Genomic DNA, 23,881 nt, shown 5'->3' with positions numbered 1-23,881 from the left:
GGACTGGCGGGCCTGCGGGCCGGGATCCGGGTCATCGGGAGACCAGCCGTTCGGCGATGGCGCCGACGGTCCGGCCGCGGAAGACCACCTGCGGCGGGACCCGGGTGCCGGTCTGCTGGGAGAGCCGCATGGCGACCCGTACGGCGGCCAGCGAATTGCCGCCGATCCGGAAGAAGTTGGTATCGGGTCCGAGGTCGTCGGCCAGGCTGAGCACGGCCCGGACGGCGTCGGCCACCAGCCGCTGGTCCGGGGTGAGCGGATCGGCCGCGGCGGCCTCGGGGCGCTCGGCCGGAGCGGGCAGGGCCCGGCGGTCGGCCTTGCCGTTGGGGTTGAGCGGCAGCGCGGCCAGGACGTCCAGGGTGGCGGGCACCATGTGCTCGGGCAGCTCCCCGGCCAGGTGGTCGAGCAGCGCGTCCGGATCGGGCGCGGGCGCCCCGGCCTTCGCGGTGACGTAGGCGGCGAGCCGGCGATCGCCCGGGGCGGGCTCGTACACGGTGACGGCGGCCTCCCCCACCGACGGGTGGCGGGTGAGCGCGTCCTCGATCTCCCCGGGCTCCACCCGGAAGCCGCGGACCTTGATCTGGTCGTCGATCCGCCCGGTGATCTCCAGTACCCCCGCCTCCGTGCGGTGGCCGAGGTCCCCGGTGCGGTACAGCCGCTCCCCGGGCGGGCCGAACGGGGAGGCGACGAAGCGTTCGGCGGTCAGCGCGGGCCGGCCGAGGTAGCCGAGGGCGAGCCCGCTTCCGGCCGCGTACAGCTCACCGGTGGTGCCGTCCGGGACGGGCCGCAGCTCCTCGTCCAGGACGTGGACGGCCTTGCCGTGCAGCGGCCGCCCGATCGGGATGGAGCCGCCGGCGGCGTCCTCGCGGGTGGCGCGGTGGCAGGTGGTGAGGCCGAGGCTTTCGACGGGGCCGTAGCCGTTGGCGACGACCAGCTCCGGGTACTGTCCGAGCGCGGCGCCGACATGGGTGACGGAGGCCCGCTCCCCGGCGGTGAAGGCCACGCGGAGGTCGTCGTAGGTCTCCGGGAACTCCTCCAGCAGGAAGTTGAACAGGCTTGCGGAGAGCTGGAGTTGGGTGACGCCGTGGCGGCGGGTGAGTTCCGTGATGGCCTGCGGGTCGGGCCGCTGGCCGGGCTGGAGCACGCACACCCCGCCGAAGGCGAGGGCCCCGTACAGCTCCAGGGCGAAGGCGTCCCAGGAGACCGGGGAGCACTGCAGCCAGACCTCGTCGGGCCCGAAGCGGGCGTAGTCCTGGCCGAGGTAGGTGCTGGTGAGGGCGCGGTGCGGGACGGCGACCCCCTTGGGGCGGCCGGTGGAGCCGGAGGTGAACATCACGCAGGCGAGGTCGGTGCCGCGGACCGGCAGGCCCGGGTCGTGGCCGGGCCGGGCGGCGATGGCCGCGGCCTCGGTGTCCAGGTCGAGGTGCCGGCTCACGGGGAACGGCGGGCCGCTGTCGCGGTGGGTGATCAGCAGGGCGGCCCCGCTGTCGGCGGCCGCGCCGGCCAGGCGTGCGGCCGGGAAGTCCGGGTCGAGCAGGGTGTAGGCGGCGCCTGCCTTGAGGGCGGCGAGCAAGGCGGTCACCAGGTCCGGTCCGCGGGCGACGAGGACGGCGACGGTGTCCCCGCCGCCGATACCGAGGGCGCCGAGGTGGTGGGCGAGGCGGTTGGCGCGCTCGTTCAGCGTGCCGTAGTCGAGCCGGTCCTCGCCGCTGACCAGGGCCGGGGCGCGGGGATCGCGGGCGGCCCGGTCCTCGAAGAGGGTGTGCACGGGGGCGTCGACGGCGGCGGCGAGCGTGCCGAGCCACGCCTCGCACAGCCCGGCCATGGTGGCGGGGTCGAAGAGGTCGGAGTCGTATTCGAAGCGGCCGGTGAAGTCGGTGCCCCGGTCGTCCACGGAGATCGACAGGTCGAAGCGGGAGACCGGGTTGGAGTGCAGCTCCCGGGTGACCTCGGTGCCGCCGATGCTCAGCGGCCGGCTGTCCAGCGGGTGCAGTTCCAGCAGCACCTGGCACAGGGGGTTGCGGTCGTCGGTGCGGTCGTCGGGCCGCTCCTCCATGACGGCGCCCGCGATGGCGTCGAAGGGCGCCTCCTGGTGCCGGTAGCCGCTGATCGCCACCTCCCGTACGTGCCGCACCAGTTCACGGAAGTCCATGCCCTCCTCGATACGGACCCGCAGCGGCAGCAGATTGACGAAGTAGCCGATCAGCGCGTCGAGTTCGGCGCGGCCCCGGACGCTCACCGGGGAGCCGAGCACCATGTCACGGCGGCCGGTGCGCCGGTGCAGGGTGAGCGCGAGCCCGGCGAGCAGCACCATGAACGGGGTGGCGTCCTCGCTGCGGGCCAGCTCCCGGACGGCCTCGGCCACCGGGCGGGGCATCGCGAAGCGGTGGAAGGCCCCGCGGAACGCCTGGAGTTCGGGGCGGGGGCGGTCGGTGGGCAGGACGGGCTCGGTGGGCGCGTCACGCAGGTGCTCGCGCCAGTGGCCGAGCTGCCGTTCGGCGGTGTCGTCGCGGTGCTGCCAGGCGCTGTAGTCGGCGTACTGGACGGGCAGTTCGGGCAGGACGGCCGGGCGGCCGGCGGCCAGCGCCTCGTACAGGGCGGCCAGTTCGCCCTCCAGGACGGGCAGCGAGCCCTCGTCCCAGACGATGTGGTGGCAGAGCAGCAACAGGGTGGAGGTGGCGCCGGTCCGGTAGAGGTGGGCGCGGACCAGCGGGCCGTCCTCCAGGTCGAAGGGGACCAGCGCGGCCTCGGCGAGCAGCCCGTCCACGGCCTCGGGCGAGGTCTCCAGCACGGTGAACGGCAGCTCCACGGCGGGGTGGACCACCTGCCGGGGCCCGTCCTCGCCCAGTTCGAAGGTGGTACGCAGGGCCCCGTGCCGGTCGACCACCCCGGCCAGGGCGCGACGCAGGAGCTCCGGGTCCACGGGCCCGGCGAAGCGGAACACCCAGGGCACGATGTAGGTCGGCGCGCCCGGATTCCACTGGTCCAGGAACCACAGGCCGCGCTGGAAGTGCGCGAGCGGGGCCGCGGTGGCTCCGGTGGGCTCCAGCGCGGGGCGTTCCCCACTGTCGGAGGCGGCGGTGACGGCGGCGGCGAACTCGGCGAGGGTCGGCGCGTCGAAGATGGTGTAGGGCGAGATCATCCCGAAGACGTCGAAGACGCGGCCGACCACGCGCACGGCGGTGAGGGAATCCCCGCCCAGGTGGAAGAAGTTGTCGTCGGCGCTCACCTCGGGCACCCCGAGTACGTCGGCCCATACGGCGGCGATCAGCTGCTCGGCGGGGGTGCGCGGCGGACGGCGCCGGGCGGCGGGCGCGGGCGCGGCCTGCGGCTCGGGCAGCGCGGCCCGGTCGACCTTGCCCCCGGCGGTCAGCGGGAAGGCGTCGAGCGCGGTGACGGTCGCCGGGACCATGTGCTCGGGCAGCTTCCCGGCCAGGTGGGCGCGCAGGGCGGCGCAGTCGGGGGCCTCGCCGGTCACATAGGCGGCGAGCCGCCCCTCGCGGGCCACGACCACCGCGGCGGTGACGCCGGGGTGGCCGGTGAGCACCTGCTCGATCTCGCCGGGCTCGACCCGGAAGCCGCGGATCTTCACCTGGTGGTCGGCGCGGCCGACGAACTCCAGCGCGGCGTAGGTCCCCGCGCGCCGGACCACGTCCCCGGTGCGGTACATCCGCGCGCCGGGCTCGGCGGCGAAGGGGTCCGCGAGGAAGCGTCCGGCGGTCAGGGCCGGGCGGCCGTGGTAGCCGGAGGCCAGCAGCGGCCCGCCGAGGTAGAGCTCGCCGGGCTCGCCGGGCGCCACCGGCCGCAGCCGCTCGTCCAGGACGTAGACGCGCCGGTCACCGAGCGGGCGGCCAATGGGCACGCTGTCCCCGTCCCCGGCGACCGGTCCGGCCAGCTCGTGGACGGTGGCGGTGATGACGGTCTCGGTGGGCCCGTAGGCGTTGAGCAGGGGCACGCCGGTGGCGGCCCACCAGCCGGCGGCGGCGTCCGGGTAGAGCCGGTCACTGCCGGAGATCATCAGGCGCAGGGCACGCGGCGGTCCGACGTCCTCGCGCAGCGCGGCCACGACCTCCTGGAAGTACCCGGCGGCCAGATTGGCCACGGTGACACCCTCGGCGTCCATCAGCCCCAACAGGGCCACAGGGCTGAGCAGTTGCTCTTCCGCTACGAGGACACAGGCACCGGCGGAGAGGGCGGTGAGCACCTGCTCCACGGCCACGTCCACCGTCGGGCGGGCGAAGTGCAGGACCACGTCGTCCTCGGTGAGGCCGAAGCAGTCGACGGCGGCGGCCAGATGACCGGCCAGCGCGGTCAGGGGGACGTGCACGCCCTTGGGGCGGCCGGTGGTGCCCGAGGTGTAGATGAGGTATCCCGCGGCCGACTCGCGCGCTGCTCCGGCGAGGGCGTCGGCGCCCTCGGCCCCCGGACTGTCGGCCCCCTCCGCCCCGGATCCGTCGGCCCCGTGCAGCACCCCGTCGGTGTAGTCGAGGGTGGCCCCGGCATCCGTCCGGATCCAGTGGTTGCGCTCCTCGGGCGCCTCCCGGTCCAGCGGCAGATAGGTGGCGCCGGCGCGGAGGGCGGCCAGCAGGCCGACCACGTGGTCGAGCCGGTCCCGGCCGGTGACGGCCAGGGTCCGGCCGGGGGCGATCCGGGCGGCGAGGGCGCCGCTCAGCTCGTCCAGCTCCCGGTAGTCGACGGTCCGGCCGCCGAGCCTGAGGGCCGGGCGGTCCGGGAACCGGCGTGCGACGGATATGAAGGGGACATCGCGAGATTCCATCATCCAACCCCGATGAATTAACGACGCTGCGGGTGGTCGATTTCGACGATAGGGCGGAATTCCCGGCCCGATCGGCAGAAGTCCCGGAAGCCGATCGGCAGTTTCAACTGCCGCTCCCACCAGCATCGTCCGCGCTCACCGGGGGAACGACAAAGCAGCCCGCCAGGACGCGAGAAGGCATCCCGGCGGGCTGCCGGCAGGAATACGGAAAGTCCTCCCGCTCACCGCTCCGGAACGGCCCCGGGGAATTCCGGGGACCAGACGTCATCCGCGTCCAGAGCAGCGGGCGCGTATTTCCCGAGGGCGCTGATCAGCAGCCGCATTTCCAGCGCGAGGCATTCCGTGAACCGGGTCAGCCCCTCCCCCGGGTCCTCGGCCACGGCCAGCAGGGCCGCACGGCCCAGGCCCACCGCACGGGCGCCGAGCGCCAGGCTCTTCACCGCCCGGCCGCCCTCCCACATCCGCCCGGAGACCAGCAGGCAGGGCGGCGGCCCCGCCGCGGCCAGCCGGCGCAGGCACTCGGCCAGCGGCAGGCCCACCTGGGCCGGGAAGGCCCCGGGCGCCCAGCCCGTACCGCCCTCGGCCCCGTCCACGGTGACGGCGTCCGCGCCCGCCTCGGCGGCCACCCGGGCGGCTTCCGCGACATCCCGGCCGGGGTGGAGCTTCACCCAGACCCGGGCCCGGGGGAAGTTGTTGCGCATCAGCCGGATCTGCTGGCGCAGGATCTCCGCCGTGAACGTGCCGGGCGTACTGGAGCGCAGCACCCGCCCGTCCCCGAAGACCTCGTCCAGCCCGTAGCGGTCACCGAGCCGGGCCGCGGCCTCCGCGTCCAGTACGGTCATCCCGCCGAGGCCCGGCTTGGCCCCCTGGCCGAGTTTCAGCTCGAAGGCCAGCCGTCCGGACTCCAGCAGCGGCAGCGCCGCCGGGTCGCTGTAGACGAGGTTCCACACCTCGGCGTCGGCGTCCTCGGTGGACTGCTGTACGGCGACCCCGCCGCGCCCGTCCGGCAGCTCGGCGGTGTAGGCGCGCAGCCGGCCGAGGAGGGCCCGGTCGGCGTCCTCGCCGAGCCGGCCGTAGCCGTTGACCGGGACGACGTTCTCCCCGATCACCATCGGCAGGCCGAGCGCGCCCGCCTGGCGGCTGAGCGCCAGGCCGAGGTCCCCGCCGGCCGCCCGGGTGGAACCGAGCGCCGATACGTACACGGGCAGCGAGGAGGTGAACCCGCCGATCGCGGTGGCCAGTTCGACATCGCGGTAGTCCGGCTCGCGGCCGAGGTCGATCAGCCGGGCGAGCCGCTGCGGCATCAGCACGGGCGGGACGATCCGCAGCGCGTCCAGCGCATCGAGCGCGTCCAGCCCCTCCCGCACCCCGGCCGGACGGCCGTCGGCACCGTACAGGACCCGGCCGTAGTCCCCCGGCGGGGGGAAGGCGGCGGCGGTCCCGGCGCGGGCGCGGTGGCGGACCTCCTCCTCGGGGAAGCCGGGCGCGGACAGGTCGCTCACGGGGACACCACCCCGGCCAGCTTGGGGAAGGCGCTCGCCTGCCAGACGGCGTCGAGCCCGGTGACGTAGCGGGTCAGCCGCTCGACGCCGATGCCGAAGCCGGCGCTGCCGGGCACGCCCTCGCGGACGAGGTCCAGGTACCAGCGGTACTTCTGCGGGTTCTCGCCGGTCTCCCGCATCCGGGTGACGATCTCCGCGTAGTCGTTGGTGCGCTGGCTGCCGCTGCACAGCTCGCCGTAGCCCTCGGCCGCGATCAGGTCGAAGTTCATGAGCAGGCCGAGGTGTCCGGGGTTCTCGCGGTCGTAGAAGCCGCGCGAGCCCTTCGGGTAGTCGGTGACGAAGAACGGCCGGTCGCGGCGTCCGGAGAGCAACGCCTCGCCTGCCCAGTCGAGTTCGGCGTCCGGGCTCTGCGGGTGGCCGATGCCCTGGAGCTCGGTGACGGCCTCCGCGTGCCGCATCCGGCCGAAGGAGCCCTTGAGCAGTTCCGTGAACGCGTCGACGTCGCGGCCGAGTTCGGCGAACTCCTTGGGCAGCTCGCGGACCGCGCTCTCCACCATGTGCACCACCAGCTCCTCCACCAGCCGGACGGCGTCGTCCCGGGAGGCGCCCGCGACCTCCACGTCCAGCTGGTGGAACTCCGCGAGGTGGCGGCTGGTCCCAGCGGTCTCCAGCGGCTCCAGGCGGACGTTGGGGGCGATGCAGAAGATCTTGTCGAAGGCGAGCAGCGAAGCCTGCTTGTAGAGGATGGCGCTCGTCATCAGCTTGTAGCGGTGCCCGTAGAAGTCGATGTCGACCTGCTTGGAGCCGCGCGAGCCGGGATCGGTGACGGGCCCGATGATCGGCGGCAGCAGCTCCGTGAAGCCCTTGCCGCGCAGGAACTCGCGCGCGGCGAACAGCAGTTGGTGCTGGATCCGCAGGGCGCTGCGCGTGCTCGGGGCGGTCAGGTGGCGACCGGGGTCCGGCAGGGTCGCGGGGGCGGTGGGGCCGTCGGTGGTCATGGTGTGGTCAGTCCCAACTCTCGTGATGGCGTGGGCTTCGTACGGGGTTCCAGGAGCGGGGCGGTGCCGGCGGCGACGGCCGGGAGTCCGGCGGCGCGGGTGTCGTAGGTGCGCTGGACGTGGGAGAGCGCGGAGAGCAGCCCGGCCGAGCCGAGGATGGGCGGGCGCGAGCGCGGGCCGTCGTCGGCGAGACCCGCGATCGGCATGGACCCGACGCTCGACCAGAGCAGCCGCCCGTCGGGCGCGAGCGAGGTGCGGGTCCGCCCGGCGTTGTCGGGGTGCAGGCAGTAGGGGACGTCCAGGTAGCCCGCGGCGAAGGCCCGGACCAGCGCCCGGCCGACGTCCGGGTCCAGCTCCAGCACGGCGCCGATCAGCGCCCGCGCCTCCGCCTCGATCCCGGTGTCCGGTACGGCGGGCAGCGCGCCCGGCGCCGTACGGGAGCGCTCGGCTCCGGCGGCAGCGGCGGCCGTCTCCAGGGCCCGTACGTTCTCCCCGACGGTCGGGATCCGGTGGGCCTCGGCGGTGGTCTTCACGATCAGCCGGGCGGCCCCGGCGCGGACCGCGAGCCGGGCCGCGTCCTCCAGCAGCAGCCGGGCCCCGCCCGGGGAGCGCGGGAAGACGCCCATGTAGGCGTAGAGCACGATGTGGTGGTCGACGTCGCCCAGCAGCTCGGCGGCCAGCCGCCCGAGGACGGTCAGGGCCTCCTCGTCCTGGCGCGGGTCGGCCTGCTGGGCGTAGCTGAGGGAGAGGGAGCGCAGCCCGTGCTGGCGGAAGAACAGCGCCTCCAGCACACTGACCGCGATCAGCAGGCTGGGCGGGCAGAGCTGGCCCATCAGACAGCCGCCGAAGGTCTCCAGATGCGGCGCCGCCCCGAACTCGGCTGTGGCGGCCAGTAGTTCACAGCTGCGCCGCCAGTGCTCGACGGCCTCGCGCAGCGGGGTCCGGCTGTAGGGCAGGCAGTACGAGACCGGGCCGCCCTCGGTGGCGTCCAGCCCGACGGCGAGCAGGGCGCGGATGATGTGCTCGGGCATCGCGGACCCGTGCCGGACCTGGACGGGGAAGCCCACGCCCGCGACCCCGTGCAGCACGGCCCGGGTGACCTCGGCGGGGTGGGTGGCGATCGGGTAGCCGTTGAGGCCGACCCCTTCGGCGAGGGCGGTGCGGGCGGCCGCGAGGTCGTTCGTACGGGTGTAGCTGTCGAGGGTGAGGGTGCCGACGGTGACGGCGTCCGCCTCCCGGGTGGCGAGCAGGCCCTCGCGCATCCGCAGCGGGTCGGCCATGCCCATCCGGGGCTGGACCACGAGCGTTCCGGCGGCGCGGGCGCGGGCGACGAAGGCCCCGAAGCCGGCGTCGGGGAGGGCGGGGGCGGCGTACGCGGCGGCGCCCGCGAGGCCGCTCACAGCAGCACCTTCGATCCGGCGGGCAGCGCCCGGGCGCCGGTCCCGGCGGGCAGGGATCCGAGGAAGGACTGGAACTCCAGCACGGATCCGCCCTCCTCGAACACCCCGTCGAAGCCCGCGCTCAGCAGCCGGTGCTGCCGCGCCGGGGTGCCCGTACCGGCGATGCCCAGCTTCCCGCCGATCACGGCCGGGGTCCGGGCCAGCTCGGGGCAGGCGCGCAGTTCCGCGATCACGCGCAGCCCGTCGTGGAAGCCGTGCCCGTTGACGCTGCTCAGCACGATCAGGTCCGGGGCGATCCGGCGGCATTCGGCGACCAGCAGCTCGTCCGGCACGCAGGCGCCCAGGTTGGTGACCCGGTGGCCCAGCTCCTCCAGCAGCAGCTGGAGGAAGACCAGGTTCCAGGTGTGCGAGTCCGAGGCCATGGTCGTCACGACGACGTCCAGACCGGCCGGCTCGGCCTTTCCGTGCTGCTCCACGGCATGCTGCTCCACGGCGCTAACCCTCTGTGTCGGTAGGTGGTGGGACGTGGACAGAACGCTAGGAACGATCCGCGCACCGGACCGGCAGGTCGCCCGGCAGGATGCGGGCAGTCCGGCGCGGCGCCTCCGGAGCGCCGGGGTTCAGCTAGCCGCCGCCAGCCGCACGTACACGCCGTTCCCGCACAGCCGCCGGCAGAGGTTCAGCACGGTGAACCGGACCCCGTCGCGGGCCGGGACACTGCGGATCAGCCCGCTCGCGAGCAGTTCGTGCACCGCCGCCAGGCACTCCTGCGGCGGCCGCCCGCTCAGCTCGACGGCGTCCTCGCCCGACCAGTCCCCCGGTCTCGCGGCGAGCCGTTCCAGCAGATCGCGCTGCCCGAGCGTCAGCCGCTCCAGGGCGGCCCGCAGCGCGGCGCCCACGTCGGCCCGGCCGCCGTAGCCGGCGGGCGGGGGCGTCAGGGGGAACGGGCCGTCGGCCAGCCGCGCCACCAGCTGGCGCGGGGACAGTACGGTGGACCAGCCCGCGACCAGCTCCAACGCACTCGGCAATCCGTCCAGTTGGCGGCAGAGCGCGGCGACGGCGGGCGCCTCCTCGGGCCCCAGCCGGAACCCCGGCCGCAGCCGGCGCAGGTGCGCGAGCAGCAGCCGTACGGCACCCACCTCGGCCAGCGCCACCGGATCATGGTCGAGCTCCGCCCCCGGCACGGGCAACGGCGCGAGCGGGATCAACTGCCCGCCGGGCAGCGGCTGCGGCACGCGAGCGGTGACCAGGACGCGCAGGCCGGGGCAGCGGTGGAACAGCTCGTCCAGCAGGGCGGTGTCCACCCCGGCGTCGGCCCCGTCCAGGACCAGCAGCGTGGGCCGCTCTCCGATGCTGCGGGCGAGGTCGGCGCGGCGGTCGGGTGCGGCGGGCGGCTGCCGGGCGCAGTCGATCCACCGCACCGACCACCGGAACCCGAGGTGCAGCCGCCGGGCCACCTCCAGGACCAGGCGGGTCTTGCCGACCCCGCCCAGCCCGGCCACGGTGATCAGCCGGTCCCCGTGCACGGCGAGGGCGTCGGCCAGCACCTCGCTCTCCAGGTCCCGGCCGACGATGGCGCCCCGGGCGACGGGCGGCGCGGTCGGCCCGTCCTCGCGCGGCTCCTCCACGAGCACCTGCCGGCGGGCGGCGGCCTCGAAGTCCGCCCGGCTGCGCCCCTCCAGCCGCAGCGCGTCGGCCAGCAGCCGCACGGTCTCCTGCCGGGGCCGCTGCACCCGCCCGCTCTCCATGTCCCGGATCGCGCGGACGCTGAGGGTCGCGTGATCGGCGAGCACCTGCTGGGTCAGCCCGACCCGCTCCCGCCGGATCCTGAGCAGCTCGCCGAAGCCCGCCGTCGCATGCAGCACCTGAACACCGTCCATGCCTCGTCCACCTTCCGTGGGTTGGCCAAGTACCGGGGAGCCTGGCGACCGCCCATGAACGGCCCCACCGAGAACGAGACCCTGGCGGTAACCCCGGCCCCGTCCTCCCCTCACCCGAATCCTCCAGCCCCGCCCTCTACACCGGATCAACGACCGATCACCAACCACGAGGCAGGGGTCGACCGGCAGGGACGCCATCCGACGCCGCACCCGCCTGGAGCCTCGTGCGGCCGGGGCGCACCGCGAGTCCCGCATGCCGGCCCCGGAAAACGGACAGAGGCCGTATCGGATGTTTCCGATACGGCCTCTGAACTGCGACTCTTACGAGTCGGGACGACAGGATTTGAACCTGCGACCCCTTGACCCCCAGTCAAGTGCGCTACCAAGCTGCGCCACGTCCCGATGCCCGCTGACCTGGGGTTTCCCCCGGGCGAACGTGCATGAGAACGATACCGCATTTCGGCGGGTGGTCGCGCGCACCTTTCCCGCCAGGCGCGGCCGGGGCGGTCAGCCGGGCTCGGCGGCGAGCTCCGGGTGGGCCGCTGCCAGGCGTTTCGGGGCGGCCTGGCGCCAGGAGTCGGCCAGGATCGACCGCAGCTCGGCCGTGTCGCGGAGGGCCGCCAGGCGGACCCGGATCCAGGCGTAGTTGTCGTCGTGGCCGGGCCGTACGAAGAACTTCTCCGGCTCCGCCGCGATCAGCTCGGCCCGCTCCTCCTTGGGGCATTTCACCCCGATCGAGGTGTCGTCGTCGGCCAGCGAGGCGAAGATCTTGCCCCCGACGCGGAAGGTCGGCATGCCCCAGGCCGGTTTTTCGGTGCTGTCGGGCAGTGACAGTGCGATCCGGCGGACGTCCTGCGCGGTCGTGGCCATCCCGGGCTCCCTTCGCCGCGGCGGGCGGTGCGTGCGTACTCCTGGGCCGACGGTAGCCCGCGCCGGGCCTCGCCGCCGGGACACGGCGGCAGCGGTGTCACAGCCGTCGGCGCAGACCGTCGAGCACGGCGAGGAGCAGGGAGTGATCGTCGGCGGGCAGGGGCCGGGTCCGCGCCGCCGTCAGGGCCCCGGATTGCACCAGGTCGGAGATCAGCACCTGCGCCACGGCGCCGGGCAGCCGCAGCCGCCGGGCCACCTCGGCCACCGGGACGGTGGCCGCACCGGCGCACACGCGCAGGACGAGGGCGTGCTCCGGGCCGAGCGGAGCGGCCGGGCGCACACCCGTCACCACCACGGCACAGCCGGGGTCGAGGGCGACGCCGGGCCGGGTACGCCCGCCGCTGGCGGTGTACGGGCGCGTCACCCGCCCCGCGGCCTCGTCCAGCCACGGGGTGTCCCGCGCGGCGGCCCTCATCGCTCCGCGTCGGCGGCGGACCGCCGGGGCGGGACGGCGAGGTACGGCCGCACGCTCCTGACCAGCGTCGCCATCTCGTACCCGAGCACTCCGGCGTCGGCCTCGCGGTCGGCCAGAACTGCCAGGCAGGTGCCGGAGCCGGCCGCGGAAACGAAAACAAGCGCGGTGTCCAGCTCGACCACGACCTGCCGCACGTCCGCACCGGCCCCGAACCGGGACCCGGCGCTCCGCCCGAGCGAGAACAGCCCGGCGGCGAGGGCGGCCAGATGGTCGGCGTCGCCCGCCTCCATGCCGTGTACGCAGGTCACCAGCCCGTCGGCGCTCAGCAGCACGGCACTCCGCGTGAACGGCACCCGCTGCACGAGCCCCCCGAGCAGCCAGTCGAGATCGCTCTGCGCGGCGGCCCCACCGGGGTGCATGCTCATGCCGACCCCTCCCCCTGCGCCTGCCCGAACCCCCGCTGGAAGGCGGCCATGAGCCCGGCCTCATGCACGGGAGCCTCCGGCTCGGTGAACCCCGCCGACCCGGCCGGGGCGCCGAATGCGGGGTACAGGCTGAGCCGCGGCTCGCTGTCAGCGACCGCACCCCCCGCCCCGGGCTCCGCTCCCGAACGGGGCGCCGGCACAGCGTACGGAGTCGGCCTCGGACCGGACCCAGACACAGGCGCAGGCACAGGCGCGGGCACAGGCACAGGCGCAGGAACGGGCACAGGCGCAGGAACGGGAACAGGCACCGCCGATGCCCACCGCGCCCCCGCCGGAGCCACCACCCGGTCCGGGCCGGACGCGGCGCGCCCCGGCTCCGCGCCCAGCAGGGCGCGCGGGAGCACCAGGACCGCCACCACACCCCCGTAGATGTTCGACTTGAGCTCCACCGCGATGCCGTGCCGCCGTGCCAGGGCCGAGGCCACGAACAGGCCGATGCGGCCGTCCGTCAGCAGGCTTCGGGCGGTCGAGCCGTCCGGGTCGGCCAGGAGGGCGTTCATACGGTGCTGCTCCTCCGGCGGCATGCCCAGGCCCCGGTCCTCCACCTCCACCGCGATCCCCGCCGTGACCCGTTCCGCCCGCAGCACCACATCGGTGTCGGGCGCCGAGAACACCGTCGCGTTCTCCACGAGTTCGGCCAGCAGGTGGACCACGTCCGCCACCGCGTGGCCCCGTACGCTGCCACCCGCAGGCGGCACCACCTTCACGCGCGGGTACTGCTCCACCTCGGCCACCGCCGAGCGCAGCACCTCGCCGAGTTCGATCGGCCGCGTCCACTGCCGCCGTGAGGCGGCGCCCCCGAGCACCGCCAGGTTCTCCGCGTGGCGGCGGATCCGCGTCGCGAGGTGGTCCACCCGGAAGAGCTCCCGCAGCAGATCGGGGTCCTCCACCGTGTGCTCCAGCTCGTCCAGCAGCGCGATCTCCCGGTGCACGAGGGACTGGAGCCTGCGCGCGAGGTTGACGAAGACCTCCACCGTGCGTTCGCTGTCGCCGGGCGGGGCCGGCGCGGCCAGCCGTACGAGGGTGGTGTGGGCCTGTTCGCGGGCGCCGCGCAGTTCCTGCGCGAGCAGCCAGAACTCGTCCACCCCGGCCGGATCTCCCCCGGGCAGCGGCGTGTTCGGGCCGCCCCGGATCGGCCGGGCGGGGGCCTCCCCGCGCTCCAGCCGGCCCGCGGCTGCGCTCAGCTCCTCGCGGCCGCGCACGCTGGAGCGGCGCAGGGCCTCGCAGCGGTCCCGTACGGCCTTGGCGGCGCGCTGGGCGCCGAGCAGGGCCGCGGCGAGGGCGGCGACGAAGAGCAGGGCGCAGCCGCCGAGCACCGGCCAGAGCCGGGGGTCGCGCGCGCCCGCGCCCCCGCCGAGCTGGAGGGTGAAGATCACCGCGGCCGCGCCGCTGAGCCCGGCGGCGAGCGTGGGCAGGAGGGCGGCGCGTACCAGCAGGGGCCTTGTCTGCCGGGCGGGACCGGTGGCGGGGAGTCTCGACGGGGTGTGGCGGGCGGCGCGGAGTCCGGACATGGGGGGCGTCCTCGGTACGTGGGGCCCGGCCCCCAGCGTTCCCGGGGCCCGGTGTTGATCACCGGATACCCACGCTAGACCCCATTTCAGCGCCCCGGACCGCGAGTTGGTGAACTTCGCGGGCCTGCTTCCCGCTCCCGGTGGAGCGCTCGTACGCCCGCCCGAATACGCCCGTCACACCCCCGCGCCCGCTACGAACCGACGGCCTCGGTCTCCTCCCGCCCCACCGCCGCGGGCCGCTCCGGAACCCCCGGGCGGGTCGCCGGGGGCAGCGCGGGCGTGGTGCCGCCCGCCACGAACGGCCGCCACCAGGGCTCGCGCGGAGCCCCGGCCGCGCCGGGCTCGAAGGGCTGGCCCGGGATCGGCAGCGCGACACCCGCCCCGGCGCCCTCGGCCGCCGCGAGCGTGCCCTCGCCCGGCTCGTCCCACGGGTGCAGGGCGAGGTTGAAGGTGCCCCAGTGGATCGGCAGCATCGTGCCGTGCGGGGTGCCGCCCTGGAGGTCGAGGTGGGCGCGCATGCCCTCCTCGGGGGTCATGTGGATATCGGGCCAGTACTCCGAGTAGGCCCCGATCTGGATCATCGTGGCGTCGAAGGGGCCGTGCGCGGCGCCGATCTCCTTGAAGCCGGGGAAGTACCCGGTGTCGCCGCTGTGGTAGATCCGGTGCTCGGCTCCCGCGACCACCCAGGAGGCCCACAGGGTGTGCTGCTGGTTGCGCAGGCCGCGGCCGCAGAAGTGCCGGGCCGGGGTCGCGGTGAGGGTGAGCCCGGCGACCTCGGTGCTCTCGTTCCAGTCGAGCTCGCGCAGCCGGTGGGCGGGCACGCCCCAGCGCTCCAGGTGCGCGCCGACGCCCAGCGGGACGGCGAAGACGGTGTCCGTCCCGGCCAGCTGCTTGATCGTCGGCAGGTCGAGGTGGTCGTAGTGGTCGTGCGAGATGACCACCACGTCCACGGCGCCCAGCGAGGCCAGCGGCACCGGTACGGGGTGCAGCCGCTTGGGCCCCGCGAAGGGGAAGGGAGAGCAGCGGTCGCCCCAGACCGGGTCGAACAGGACCCGGCTGCCGTCGATCTCGGCGAGGACGCTGGAGTGCCCCATCCAGGTCAGCCGCAGCCCGCTCGCGGGCGGCCCGGCCAGGTCGGCGAGGGTGGTCGGGTGCACGGGGATGGGCGCGGCCGGGCCGCGCCGGATCCGCTGCTCCCGGTGGAAGTAGATCTTCGCGAACTCCGTCATCGACCCCGTGGGCCTGCTGCGGGCACCGACCGGGTTCTGGAAGACGCCGTCGGCGAAGTTCGGCGAGCGGCGGATGCGCTCCAGCCGGGCGCCTGCGGGGTCCGCGCCGAAGGCTTCGGGCCGCAGGGCGCGCAGCCGCGGACGCAGGGGACGGGAGCCGGTCAAGGCGCCTCCAGGGAGGATGGTGTCGGTGCTGTACACAGCGCTACGACCATGCCAACGCACACCGGCCCCGAAGGATTCCACCCCGGCCCCCGCAGCCCCCGTACACCTCCCCCGTCACCCCGCGTACCCGTCCGCTACAGCGGCAGCAGGTCCGGCCGCTTCGCCGCGATGTGGTCACCGGAGGACTCCCCGCGCAGCCGCCGCCCGATCCACGGCACCAGGTGCTCGCGGGCCCACTGGATGTTGTCCCGGGTCACGTCCACCGAGCCGCGCGGCCGCTCCGGCGGCCACGGCTGGTCCGGGTCGGCCGGCACGTCGAGCCCGAGCACCTGCGCGGCGCGCAGAGCGACCCTGGTGTGTCCCTCGGGCGAGAGGTGCAGCCGGTCGGTGTCCCAGGCGCGCCGGTCCTGTACGGACCTCAGCGACCAGAGGTCGAGCACCGGGCAGTCGTAGCGGTCGGCGATGGCGCGCACGTGCGCGCTGTACGTCGCGACCTTGCCGCGGAGGTGCTTGAGGACGGGCACGTACCGGGTGTCGAAACCGGTGGTGATCATCACGTGGCCGACGGCTCCGGTGAGATCGGCCACGGCCGCCTCGAAGCGCTCCGCCACGTGGTCCGGGTCGCTGCCGGGGCGGATGATGTCGTTGCCGCCCGCGCAGAAGGTGACCAGGTCCGGGGCGAGGGCCTTGGCCCTCGGGAGCTGGTCGGCCACGATCTGGTCGAGGAGTTTGCCCCGTACGGCCAGATTCGCGTAGCGGAAGTCGTGCTCCTCGCGCTGGTCGGCCAGGAGTACGGCGAGCCGGTCCGCCCAGCCGAGAAAGGAATCCCCGGGTCCCGGGTCCCCCACGCCTTCGGTGAAGCTGTCCCCGATCGCCGCGTACGAGCCGATGGTCTTGAGTTTCGTCGTCGTCGCTGCCACGAGAACCCATCCTTCACTCCCGTGAGCAACCTACGCCAACGTAATGAGGGGTTGACGGGCCGTGATCTATACCACGCGAGGTATAAGGAATAAGTACACGTGGGGCCGGGACCCCCCTCGGGTCCCGGCCCCACGCGTGTCGGTGCTCCGGCGGCGGCTGCCGTCAGAGGCTGGCGCCCTTCGAGCGGAGGTAGGCGATCGGGTCCATGTCGGAGCCGTAGGACGGGCTCGTACGGATCTCGAAGTGCAGGTGGGGGCCGGTCGAGTTGCCGGTGGAGCCGGAGAGGCCGATGCTCTGGCCGGCGGTGACGCTCTGCCCGGAGGAGACGGACAGCTGGGACAGGTGGGCGTACTGGGAGTACTTGCCGTCCGCGTGCCGGATGACGACCTCGTTGCCGTACGAACCGCTCCAGCCGGCGGAGACGACGGTGCCGGCGCCGACGGCCTTGACGGTGGTGCCGGAGCTCGCGATGAAGTCCACGCCGGTGTGGTAGCCGGAGGACCACATGGCGCCCGCGGTCTTGTAGGCGGTGGAGACGCCACCGCTGACCGGGGCGACGAAGCCACCGGCGGCGGGGGCGGCCGGAGCGGCGGGGGCCTGCTCGGCGGCCCGCTTCGGGGCGGCGGCCTTCGGAGCGGCCTGGGGAGCGCTCTTCGGCGCGGCCTTCGGGGCCGCCTTCGGGGCCGCCTGCGGCGCGCTCCGCTGGGCGCTGCGCTGCGCCGGGGCCGGGGCCTCCTCGGCCGGAGCCGCAGCGGCCCGGCCGCCGAGGTTCAGCCGCAGGCCCGGGTGGATCAGGGAGGGGTCGGAGCCGACGGCCTCGCGGTTGTCGGCGTAGAGCCGCTGCCAGCCGCCGGCCAGACCGCGCTCGGCGGCGATCGCGGAGAGGCAGTCGCCGGACACGACGGTGTAGGAGGACGGCGCGGCGGCCTGGACGGGAGCGGCGGCGACGGGAGCGGCGCTGACCGGAGCGGCGGGGGCCGCGGCGGGGGCGACGGCCGGAGCGACCGCCGGGGCGACCGCCGCGTGGGCGCCCGCGGTCACCGTCAGGGGCAGCGCGAGGGCCGCACCGCCGGTACCGGCGAACGCGAATCCGCGGGAGATCGAAAGGGACTTGGGACGGCGGTGCTTGCCCTTTGCAGGCATGGCGGATTCCTCTCCGGCGCCTGCGAGGTGAGCTGTCGGGTTCGGACTGGAGATGTCCGGCCGTTCCTGTACGAGGACATGGACGGCTTCACCCCGAGCCGGCACCGGAGAAATGGATCTCCGGGACGGCGGCCTACCTGGTTCCCCCGCTCCTGCCGCGCGAATGGTTCGGTTGCGGTTTCCGGGTGGTGGCAGGATTCGGCGGTCCGCCCGGATCGATCGCGAAGGTAATCCCTTTCGGCGGCGGGGAACAAGCCGCGAATTCGCTGACGGAATACCAGGAATGAACGGCCGTCGGAATCACGGTCACCCTGCGTCCATTCCGTACCGTCAACAGCCGCCCCGACCGGGCCATTCGGCCTTGGCGATCAGGCACGCACCGTCACCGTATGATCTGGCTCACGGGGACGGGCCCGATCTCGCCTCCGGACATGGCAAGTTGACACCAAAGACCGCAATTCGGACAGACGCCCCACGGCGATGCGGAGGAGTTCCCGTGACCCAGCAGATACAGGAACCGGAACTGACCGGAGTGCGCAATTTCCGCGATGTAGGCGGATTGCCGACTTCTGATGGCCGAAGGGTCACGCCGGGACGACTCTTCCGAAGCGGACATCTGGCGCATGCCACCGAAACCGATGCGGAGTTCCTGTCCTCGCTCGGCCTGCACACCGTCTTCGACTTCCGCAACGACGCCGACCACGCGCTGGAAGGCCCGGACATCGCCCTGCCCGGGGTGCGCAACCTCAACATCCCGCTCTCCGACCCCGCCGACGGCCGCGAGTTCTGGCGGCTCGTCCGCGACGGCGACCTCGGCCAGCTGCGCGAGCTGCTCGGCGAGGGCCGGGCCGCGGCCCGGATGGCGGAGTCCTACCGGGGGATCGTCCGCGACCGCACCGCCGAGCACAGCCGGGTGGTGCACGCCCTCGCCGAGGACAGCGTGCCCGCGCTCCTGCACTGCGCGGCGGGCAAGGACCGGGCCGGGCTGTCCGTCGCCGTCGTCCTCCTCGCCCTGCGGGTCGAGCGCGAGGCGATCGTCGCGGACTACCTGGAGTCGAACGCCCCGCACCGCCGCTACCGGGTGCACCGCAGCTCCGCCTCGGCCGAGTCCCGCTCCGCCGAGGTGATGGAACTGCTCGCGCCGCTCTTCGACGCCCGCGCCGCGTACCTGCTCGCCGCCTTCGACACCATCGACGAGCTCTGGGGCGGGGTGGACCGGTACCTGGCGGACGGCCTCGGGCTCACCCCCGGAACCCTGGACCGGCTGCGGGACCGCCTCCTCGACTGACGGCCCCGCCGCCCGCCCCAAGACCCTGCGAGCAGGCCGTCAGCGCGCCGCGACGGCCTGCTTCACCAGGGTCCTGCCGAACTCCCACATCAGCCCCGACCCGCCGTGCGCCTCGTCCATGACCTCGCGGAAGGCGCCCACGAACCGGTCCACGTCCGCCTCGTCCAGGACCAGCGGCGGGATCAGCTTGATCACCTCCAGGTGGTCCCCGGAGACCTGGGTGAGGATCCGGTGCCGCTGGAGCAGCGGCACCACCACCATCTGCGCGAACAGCCCCTTGCGGGCGGCCTGCAGCATGGTCCACCGGCCGCGCAGCCCCAGCGAGGACGGCCGGCCGAACTCGATGCCGATCATCAGCCCGCGGCCGCGCACCTCGTGCAGCAGCTCGTACTCGTCCACGAGCGCCGCCAGCCGCCCGCGCAGCAGGTCGCCCGTGGTCCGGGCGCGGGCCACCAGCCCCTCCTGGTCCATGACGGACAGCACCGCCAGCCCCGCCGCCATCGCCTGCGCGTTGGACCCGAAGCTCGCGGAGTGCACGAGGACCCGGTCCATGGACGAGTAGACCTTCTTGAAGATCCAGTCCTTGCCCAGGGTCGCGCCGACGGGCACATAGCCGCCCGAGAGCGCCTTGGCCACGCAGACCAGGTCCGGCTCCACGCCCGGCTCATGCTGGTACGCGTAGAAGTCCCCGGTCCGTCCCAGTCCGGTCTGCACCTCGTCCGCGATCAGCAGGGCCTTGTGCCGGTGCAGCAGCTCCTGCGCCGCGCGCAGGAAGCCGGGCGGGGCGGCGAGCACCCCCTTGCCCTGGATCGGCTCGACGACGAAGGCGGCCACGTCCCCGCGCCGCAGCTCCCGCTCCAGGGCCTCCAGATCGCCCAGGGCGATCCGGGTGTCGGGGAGCAGGGGCGCGAAGCCGTCCCGGAAGCCGCTCTCGCCGTTGACCGAGAGGGAGCCGGTGGTGAGCCCGTGGAAGGCGTGGTCGCAGTAGAGGATCCGGGGCCGCCCGGTGGCGTACCGGGCGAATTTGAGCGCGGTCTCCACCGCCTCGGTGCCGCTGTTGCCGAAGAAGACCCGGTCCAGGTGGGGGCTGTACGAGAGCAGGCGCTCGGCGAGCAGCCCCGGCAGCGGCGGGCAGTCGAAGCGGGTGAGGTCGGCCAGCCCGGCGTCGAGGACGTCGTGCAGCGCCTGGCGGACCACCGGGTGGTGGCGGCCCAGGCCCATCACCCCGAAGCCGGCGAGCATGTCGAGGTGGTCGTTGCCCTCGGCGTCCCAGAAGTGGGCGCCCTCGGCCCGCTCGTAGACCTTGTCGAAGCCGATGGTGCGCAGCATCCGGGGCAGCTGCGGGTTGAGGTGGCGCGCGTGCAGCTCGTACCGCTCGGCTCCGCGCTCGTCGAGCAGGGCGCGGAGGTCGAAGCCGGTCACCGCTGGTCCCGTTTGCCGCCGACCGTCTCACGGGCGGCGCGCAGGGATTCCTTGAGGGAGCCCATGGTGGCGAGGACGGCGGTGGGCTCGTATCCGCAGTGCGCCATGCAGTTCGCGCAGCGGGGGTCCTTTCCGCGGCCGTATTTGCTCCAGTCGGTGTCCTCGACGAGTTCGCGGTAGGTCGGGACGTAGCCGTCGCTCATCAGGTAGCAGGGGCGCTGCCAGCCGAAGAGGGAGTAATTCGGAATGGCCCAGGCCGTGCAGGGGAAATCGGCCTTTCCTTCCAGGAAGTCCAGGAAGAGCGGGGAGTGGTTGAGCCGCCAGCGCCGCCGGTTGCCGCCCGCGAATGCCTTGCGGAAGAGTTCCCTGGTCTGCTCGACGCCCAGGAAGTGTTCCTGGTCGGGGGCCTTTTCGTAGGCGTAGGCGGGCGAGATCATCATTTCGTCGACCTGGAGGTCGTCATTGAGGTAGTTCAGCACCTCGACGATGGTCTGCGGGGTGTCGGTGTTGAAGAAGGTGGAGTTCGTGGTGACCCGGAATCCGCGCTTCTTCGCCTCCTTGATGGCGGCGACCGCCTCGTCGAAGACGCCTTCCTTGGCCACGGACTCGTCGTGGCGTTCGCGCAGTCCGTCGATGTGCACGGCGAAGGCGAAATACGGGGAGGGGGTGAACTTCTCGATCTTCTTGCGCAGCAGCATGGCGTTGGTGCACAGGAAGACGTATTTCCGGCGGGCGACCAACTGCCGGACGATCTCGTGGATCTGCGGGTGCATCAGGGGCTCGCCGCCCGCGATGGACACCATGGGGGCACCGGACTCCAGCACCGCGCCGACCGCCTGGGCCACCGGCATGCGCTGCTTGAGCACCCCGGCGGGGTGCTGGATCTTCCCGCAGCCCTCGCAGGCCAGGTTGCAGGCGTAGAGCGGCTCCAGCTCGACGATCAGCGGGAACTTCTCCCGCTTGCGGAGCTTCTGTTCGAGCAGATAGGTCCCGACCCTGACGGTCTGGCGCAGCGGCATGGCCATCTGGCTCACCTCCTGGGGAGCAGCGAAGAACGGTGCCATTCATAAAAAGCGGGCAGTACGGCACGCAGGACACGGAAGGCCGATATTCCCCCGCGGACCGTGCCGATGCGGACGAGCTCATGGTCCGGGGCGTCCACGATCACCCGGACGGCCGCAACGGGACGGCCGCCGCCCCGTACGGCCGTCCACAGCGTGGCCGCGGATTCCATGTCGACGGCGACGGCTCCGGTGGCGCGCAGCGCGGCCCGCTCCTGCCCCCGTACGACATGGTCGGAGCCGGTCAGCGCACCGGTGTGCACGGTCCGGCCGGGGACGGCGCGGGCCAGGGCCTCGGCGAGCAGAGCGGTCCCGGTGCAGGCGACGGAGCCCCGCGGGTCGCGGGTCTCCTCGGCGACGACCAGGTCGCCGGGGTGCATGCCGGGCAGCAGCCCGGCGCAGAAGCCGGTGGCGAGCACGGCCGCCCGCCGCCCTCCCGGGCGCTCCAGGGCACGGCCGAGGGCCCGTTCGGCGGCGCGCGGCCCCATCCCGGTGCGCACCAGCGTGTGCGCCCCGCGGCCGGGCCCGCGCGCCCCGCTGCGCAGCGCCGCCTGCTCGATGCGCAGGGCGCAGGCGATGAGCAGCGGACCGGCGGGGCCGGGCCCGCCGGGGGCGGACATCACAGCCCCCCGGCGGCGACCGGGTGGGAGCCGGTCAGCGCGGCCGGTTCCCCGTAGAGGTAGCGGCCGAGCGCGGTCAGCGGGAACACCTGGCGGTACAGGTGGTAGTTGATGGAGAAGTCCCAGGGGAAGCCGGTGCCGGTGAAGTAGGGCTCGTCCCAGGAGCCGTCCTCCCGCTGGGTCCGGACGAGGTAGGCGATGCCCCGGTCGACGGCCTCCGCCTCCCGCTCGCCCGCCGCGAGCAGCGCCATCAGGGCCCACGCGGTCTGCGAGGCGGTGGAGGCGCCCTTCCCGGCCCACGCCCGGTCCTTGTAGGAGCGCTGGTCCTCCCCCCACCCGCCGTCCTCGTTCTGTACGGATTCCAGCCAGCGCACGGCGCGCCGCACGGCGGGATGCCCGGTGGCGAGGCCGGCCGCGGTGAGGGCGGGGACCACCGACCCGGTGCCGTAGACGTAGTTGGTGCCCCAGCGGCCGAACCAGCTGCCGTCGGGCTCCTGCGCGTCGAGCAGCCAGGCGATGCCGCGCCGGGTGCGGGGGTCGCCGGCCCGGCCCTCGTAGGCCAGCATCTCCACCACGTGGGCGGTGACGTCGGCCGAGGGCGGGTCGATGACCTCGCCGAAGTCGCAGAAGGGCAGCCGGTTGGGGTAGGGGCTGGTGTTGTCGGCGTCGAAGGCGCCCCACGCCCCGTCCTTGGACTGCATGCCCAGGTTCCAGGACACCCCGCGGGCGATGGCCCCCTCCACCCGGGCCGGGTCGGGGTGCTGGATCCGGCGCAGCGCGAGGACCACCTCGGCGGTGTCGTCGATGTCCGGGTAGGTGTCGTTGTGGAACTCGAACGCCCAGCCCCCAGGGGCCAGTCCGGGCCGGCGCACCGCCCAGTCGCCGGTGCGGACGATCTCCTCGCCGAGCATCCAGTCGGCGGCCTTGACCAGCGCCGGATGGTCGGGCCGGACGCCCGCGTCGGCGAGGGCGATCGCGGCCAGGCAGGTGTCCCACACCGGGGACTGGCACGCCTCGATCATCCGGGCGCCGTCCTCGCGCCAGACGGCGAAGCGGTCCAGGGAGTCCAGTCCGGCGCGCATCACCGGGTGCCCGAGGTCGTAGCCGAGCAGGTGCAGGGCGATCACGGAGTAGACGGCGGGTGGCTGGATCCCGCCCCAGCAGCCGTCCTTCTCCTGCCGCTCGATGATCCAGCGGGCGGCGGTGTCCATGGCCACCTCGCGCAGCCGGCGCGGGGCGAACCGCCGGTAGAGGTGCAGGGCCCGGTCCATGCGCTGGAAGGCCCCGTCCCAGGTGGTCAGCGGGGCCATGCGGCGGGCCGGGTAGGGCTCGCGCGCGTCGGCGTGCAGCTCGTCCAGGGCGAAGGGGGCCGGGCGGACGGGGCGCAGCCCGGAGACCACGGTGAGCGGGACGATGGTCTGCCGGGCCCAGCAGCCGAAGTCGTAGATGTTCAGCGGCACCCAGGGCGGCAGGAACACCAGCTCGGGCGGGAGTTCGGGCAGCTGGTCCCAGCTCCACCAGCCGAAGAGGGCGAGCCAGATCCGGGTGAAGACCCGGGCGGCGGCGAGTCCGCCGTGGGCCCGGATCCAGGCGGAGGCGCGGCTCATGTGCGGGGCGTCGGGCGGGTCGCCGGCCAGGCGCAGGGCGACGTACGCCTCGATGGTGGCGGAGAGTTCGGAGGGGCCGCCGTGGAAGGTGGCCCAGGTGCCGTCCTCGCGCTGCTCGCCGCGGATGAAGAGGGCTGCGGCGTAGGTGGTGGCCTCGTCGCGGATGCCGAGGAACTGCCGCAGCAGCAGGTCCTCGGCGTCCATGGTGACGTTGGTCTCCAGGTCGCCCTTCCACCAGCCCTCGGGGTCCTGGCGGTCCAGGAGGTGCCGGGTCGCGCGGACGGTGGCCTCGTACACGCCGGGCGGTGTGTCCTGCGGCGGCTCCGGGAGCACCACGGTGGCGGTCTGTCCGGCGCGGGGTGCGCCGGGTCCCGGCCGGTCGGGCCGCCGGGTGTCGGGCGGCGGTGCGCCCTGGGTCGATTCGCTGCCTGCGCCAGCGCTTTCGGCGCTGCCGTCGGTCGTCGCAGTCATGGCTTCCCCTTAGAACAGTGTCCTCTGCTGTGCTGGGGTCTGCCGTCGGCCGGTGC

At 74.1% G+C, this 23,881-nt stretch carries 18 protein-coding genes, 1 tRNA gene and 1 riboswitch; of the genes, 1 reads left to right on the top strand and 18 read right to left on the bottom strand.

Annotation, left to right across the window (positions count from 1 at the left end; genetic code table 11):
- Positions 1-31: 31 nt before the first annotated feature.
- The 14 genes from ABZ873_RS10775 to ABZ873_RS10710 form a co-directional block, all read right to left on the bottom strand.
- The gene (locus ABZ873_RS10775) at positions 32-4,780 is read right to left on the bottom strand and encodes an amino acid adenylation domain-containing protein (protein ID WP_360868374.1); all 4,749 of its coding nucleotides are present in this window, start codon (positions 4,778-4,780) and stop codon (positions 32-34) included.
- Between the two features lie 218 nt (positions 4,781-4,998).
- Positions 4,999-6,279, bottom strand: coding sequence for a glutamate synthase-related protein (locus tag ABZ873_RS10770; RefSeq protein WP_360868371.1), 1,281 nt, complete (start codon positions 6,277-6,279; stop codon positions 4,999-5,001).
- Positions 6,276-7,277 (bottom strand): asparagine synthetase A, encoded by a 1,002-nt coding sequence (locus ABZ873_RS10765; RefSeq protein ID WP_360868368.1) that lies wholly within the window; start codon positions 7,275-7,277, stop codon positions 6,276-6,278. Before ABZ873_RS10765 ends, ABZ873_RS10770 begins: the two co-directional genes overlap by 4 nt.
- Positions 7,274-8,677, bottom strand: a complete 1,404-nt coding sequence (locus ABZ873_RS10760) for a methylaspartate mutase (protein ID WP_360868365.1) — start codon at positions 8,675-8,677, stop codon at positions 7,274-7,276. Before ABZ873_RS10760 ends, ABZ873_RS10765 begins: the two co-directional genes overlap by 4 nt.
- A complete protein-coding gene (locus ABZ873_RS10755; protein WP_360868362.1) occupies positions 8,674-9,168 on the bottom strand; it encodes a cobalamin B12-binding domain-containing protein in 495 nt (164 codons plus the stop codon). Before ABZ873_RS10755 ends, ABZ873_RS10760 begins: the two co-directional genes overlap by 4 nt.
- A 129-nt stretch (positions 9,169-9,297) precedes the next feature.
- Positions 9,298-10,557, bottom strand: a complete 1,260-nt coding sequence (locus ABZ873_RS10750; protein WP_360868359.1) for a helix-turn-helix domain-containing protein — start codon at positions 10,555-10,557, stop codon at positions 9,298-9,300.
- A gap of 328 nt (positions 10,558-10,885) precedes the next feature.
- Positions 10,886-10,959 (bottom strand) — tRNA-Pro (locus tag ABZ873_RS10745).
- 105 nt (positions 10,960-11,064) lie between these two features.
- Positions 11,065-11,427 carry an MmcQ/YjbR family DNA-binding protein gene (locus ABZ873_RS10740; RefSeq protein WP_360868356.1) on the bottom strand — a complete coding sequence of 121 codons (363 nt, stop codon included), beginning with the start codon at positions 11,425-11,427 and terminating at the stop codon, positions 11,065-11,067.
- A gap of 97 nt (positions 11,428-11,524) precedes the next feature.
- Positions 11,525-11,902, bottom strand: a complete 378-nt coding sequence (locus ABZ873_RS10735) for a DUF742 domain-containing protein (RefSeq protein ID WP_360868353.1) — start codon at positions 11,900-11,902, stop codon at positions 11,525-11,527.
- Positions 11,899-12,321, bottom strand: coding sequence for a roadblock/LC7 domain-containing protein (locus ABZ873_RS10730; RefSeq protein ID WP_360868547.1), 423 nt, complete (start codon positions 12,319-12,321; stop codon positions 11,899-11,901). Before ABZ873_RS10730 ends, ABZ873_RS10735 begins: the two co-directional genes overlap by 4 nt.
- Before the next feature lie 2 nt (positions 12,322-12,323).
- Positions 12,324-13,898, bottom strand: coding sequence for an ATP-binding protein (locus ABZ873_RS10725; protein WP_360868350.1), 1,575 nt, complete (start codon positions 13,896-13,898; stop codon positions 12,324-12,326).
- 191 nt (positions 13,899-14,089) lie between these two features.
- Positions 14,090-15,292 (bottom strand): MBL fold metallo-hydrolase, encoded by a 1,203-nt coding sequence (locus ABZ873_RS10720; protein ID WP_360868348.1) that lies wholly within the window; start codon positions 15,290-15,292, stop codon positions 14,090-14,092.
- A 134-nt stretch (positions 15,293-15,426) separates the two neighbouring features.
- Positions 15,427-16,212: an SGNH/GDSL hydrolase family protein gene (locus ABZ873_RS10715; protein WP_360868346.1), complete on the bottom strand. Its 786-nt coding sequence runs from the start codon at positions 16,210-16,212 to the stop codon at positions 15,427-15,429.
- A gap of 163 nt (positions 16,213-16,375) precedes the next feature.
- Positions 16,376-17,356, bottom strand: coding sequence for a LysM peptidoglycan-binding domain-containing M23 family metallopeptidase (locus tag ABZ873_RS10710; RefSeq protein ID WP_360868343.1), 981 nt, complete (start codon positions 17,354-17,356; stop codon positions 16,376-16,378).
- A 4-nt stretch (positions 17,357-17,360) separates the two neighbouring features.
- Positions 17,361-17,570, bottom strand: a riboswitch (cyclic di-AMP (ydaO/yuaA leader).
- A gap of 282 nt (positions 17,571-17,852) precedes the next feature.
- Between ABZ873_RS10710 and ABZ873_RS10705 the strand changes: the two genes are divergently transcribed.
- Entirely contained in the window at positions 17,853-18,644 is a 792-nt protein-coding gene (locus ABZ873_RS10705; RefSeq protein WP_360868341.1) for a tyrosine-protein phosphatase, read from the top strand.
- Between the two features lie 39 nt (positions 18,645-18,683).
- Here the strand turns inward: ABZ873_RS10705 and ABZ873_RS10700 are convergent, their stop codons facing one another.
- Genes ABZ873_RS10700 through shc form a run of 4 tightly spaced genes read right to left on the bottom strand, consistent with a single transcriptional unit; the run spans position 18,684 to position 23,825 of the window.
- Positions 18,684-20,066, bottom strand: coding sequence for an aspartate aminotransferase family protein (locus tag ABZ873_RS10700; RefSeq protein WP_360868338.1), 1,383 nt, complete (start codon positions 20,064-20,066; stop codon positions 18,684-18,686).
- The gene (gene hpnH / locus ABZ873_RS10695; RefSeq protein ID WP_360868335.1) at positions 20,063-21,091 is read right to left on the bottom strand and encodes an adenosyl-hopene transferase HpnH; all 1,029 of its coding nucleotides are present in this window, start codon (positions 21,089-21,091) and stop codon (positions 20,063-20,065) included. The genes ABZ873_RS10700 and hpnH overlap by 4 nt, the downstream gene beginning before the upstream one ends.
- 5 nt (positions 21,092-21,096) lie before the next feature.
- Positions 21,097-21,747: a 1-hydroxy-2-methyl-2-butenyl 4-diphosphate reductase gene (locus ABZ873_RS10690; protein WP_360868332.1), complete on the bottom strand. Its 651-nt coding sequence runs from the start codon at positions 21,745-21,747 to the stop codon at positions 21,097-21,099.
- Complete coding sequence (gene shc, locus ABZ873_RS10685; protein ID WP_360868329.1) at positions 21,747-23,825, bottom strand: squalene--hopene cyclase; 2,079 nt, start codon at positions 23,823-23,825, stop codon at positions 21,747-21,749. The genes ABZ873_RS10690 and shc overlap by 1 nt, the downstream gene beginning before the upstream one ends.
- Between the last annotated feature and the right edge of the window lie 56 nt (positions 23,826-23,881).

The sequence above is a fragment of the Streptomyces sp. NPDC047014 genome (genome assembly GCF_040644195.1).
GTDB lineage: Bacteria > Actinomycetota > Actinomycetes > Streptomycetales > Streptomycetaceae > Streptomyces.
Note: the sequence above shows the minus strand (reverse complement) of the source record. Positions and strands in the feature narration are given on the sequence as shown.

Coding starts and splice junctions, on each gene's coding strand:
- shc (WP_360868329.1), bottom strand. CDS start 23,825: ATGACTGCGACGACCGACGGCAGCGCCGAAAGCGCTGGCGCAGGCAGC.
- ABZ873_RS10710 (WP_360868343.1), bottom strand. CDS start 17,356: ATGCCTGCAAAGGGCAAGCACCGCCGTCCCAAGTCCCTTTCGATCTCC.
- ABZ873_RS10725 (WP_360868350.1), bottom strand. CDS start 13,898: ATGTCCGGACTCCGCGCCGCCCGCCACACCCCGTCGAGACTCCCCGCC.
- ABZ873_RS10775 (WP_360868374.1), bottom strand. CDS start 4,780: ATGATGGAATCTCGCGATGTCCCCTTCATATCCGTCGCACGCCGGTTC.
- ABZ873_RS10750 (WP_360868359.1), bottom strand. CDS start 10,557: ATGGACGGTGTTCAGGTGCTGCATGCGACGGCGGGCTTCGGCGAGCTG.
- hpnH (WP_360868335.1), bottom strand. CDS start 21,091: ATGGCCATGCCGCTGCGCCAGACCGTCAGGGTCGGGACCTATCTGCTC.
- ABZ873_RS10690 (WP_360868332.1), bottom strand. CDS start 21,747: ATGTCCGCCCCCGGCGGGCCCGGCCCCGCCGGTCCGCTGCTCATCGCC.
- ABZ873_RS10735 (WP_360868353.1), bottom strand. CDS start 11,902: ATGAGGGCCGCCGCGCGGGACACCCCGTGGCTGGACGAGGCCGCGGGG.
- ABZ873_RS10740 (WP_360868356.1), bottom strand. CDS start 11,427: ATGGCCACGACCGCGCAGGACGTCCGCCGGATCGCACTGTCACTGCCC.
- ABZ873_RS10730 (WP_360868547.1), bottom strand. CDS start 12,321: ATGCACCCCGGTGGGGCCGCCGCGCAGAGCGATCTCGACTGGCTGCTC.
- ABZ873_RS10765 (WP_360868368.1), bottom strand. CDS start 7,277: ATGACCACCGACGGCCCCACCGCCCCCGCGACCCTGCCGGACCCCGGT.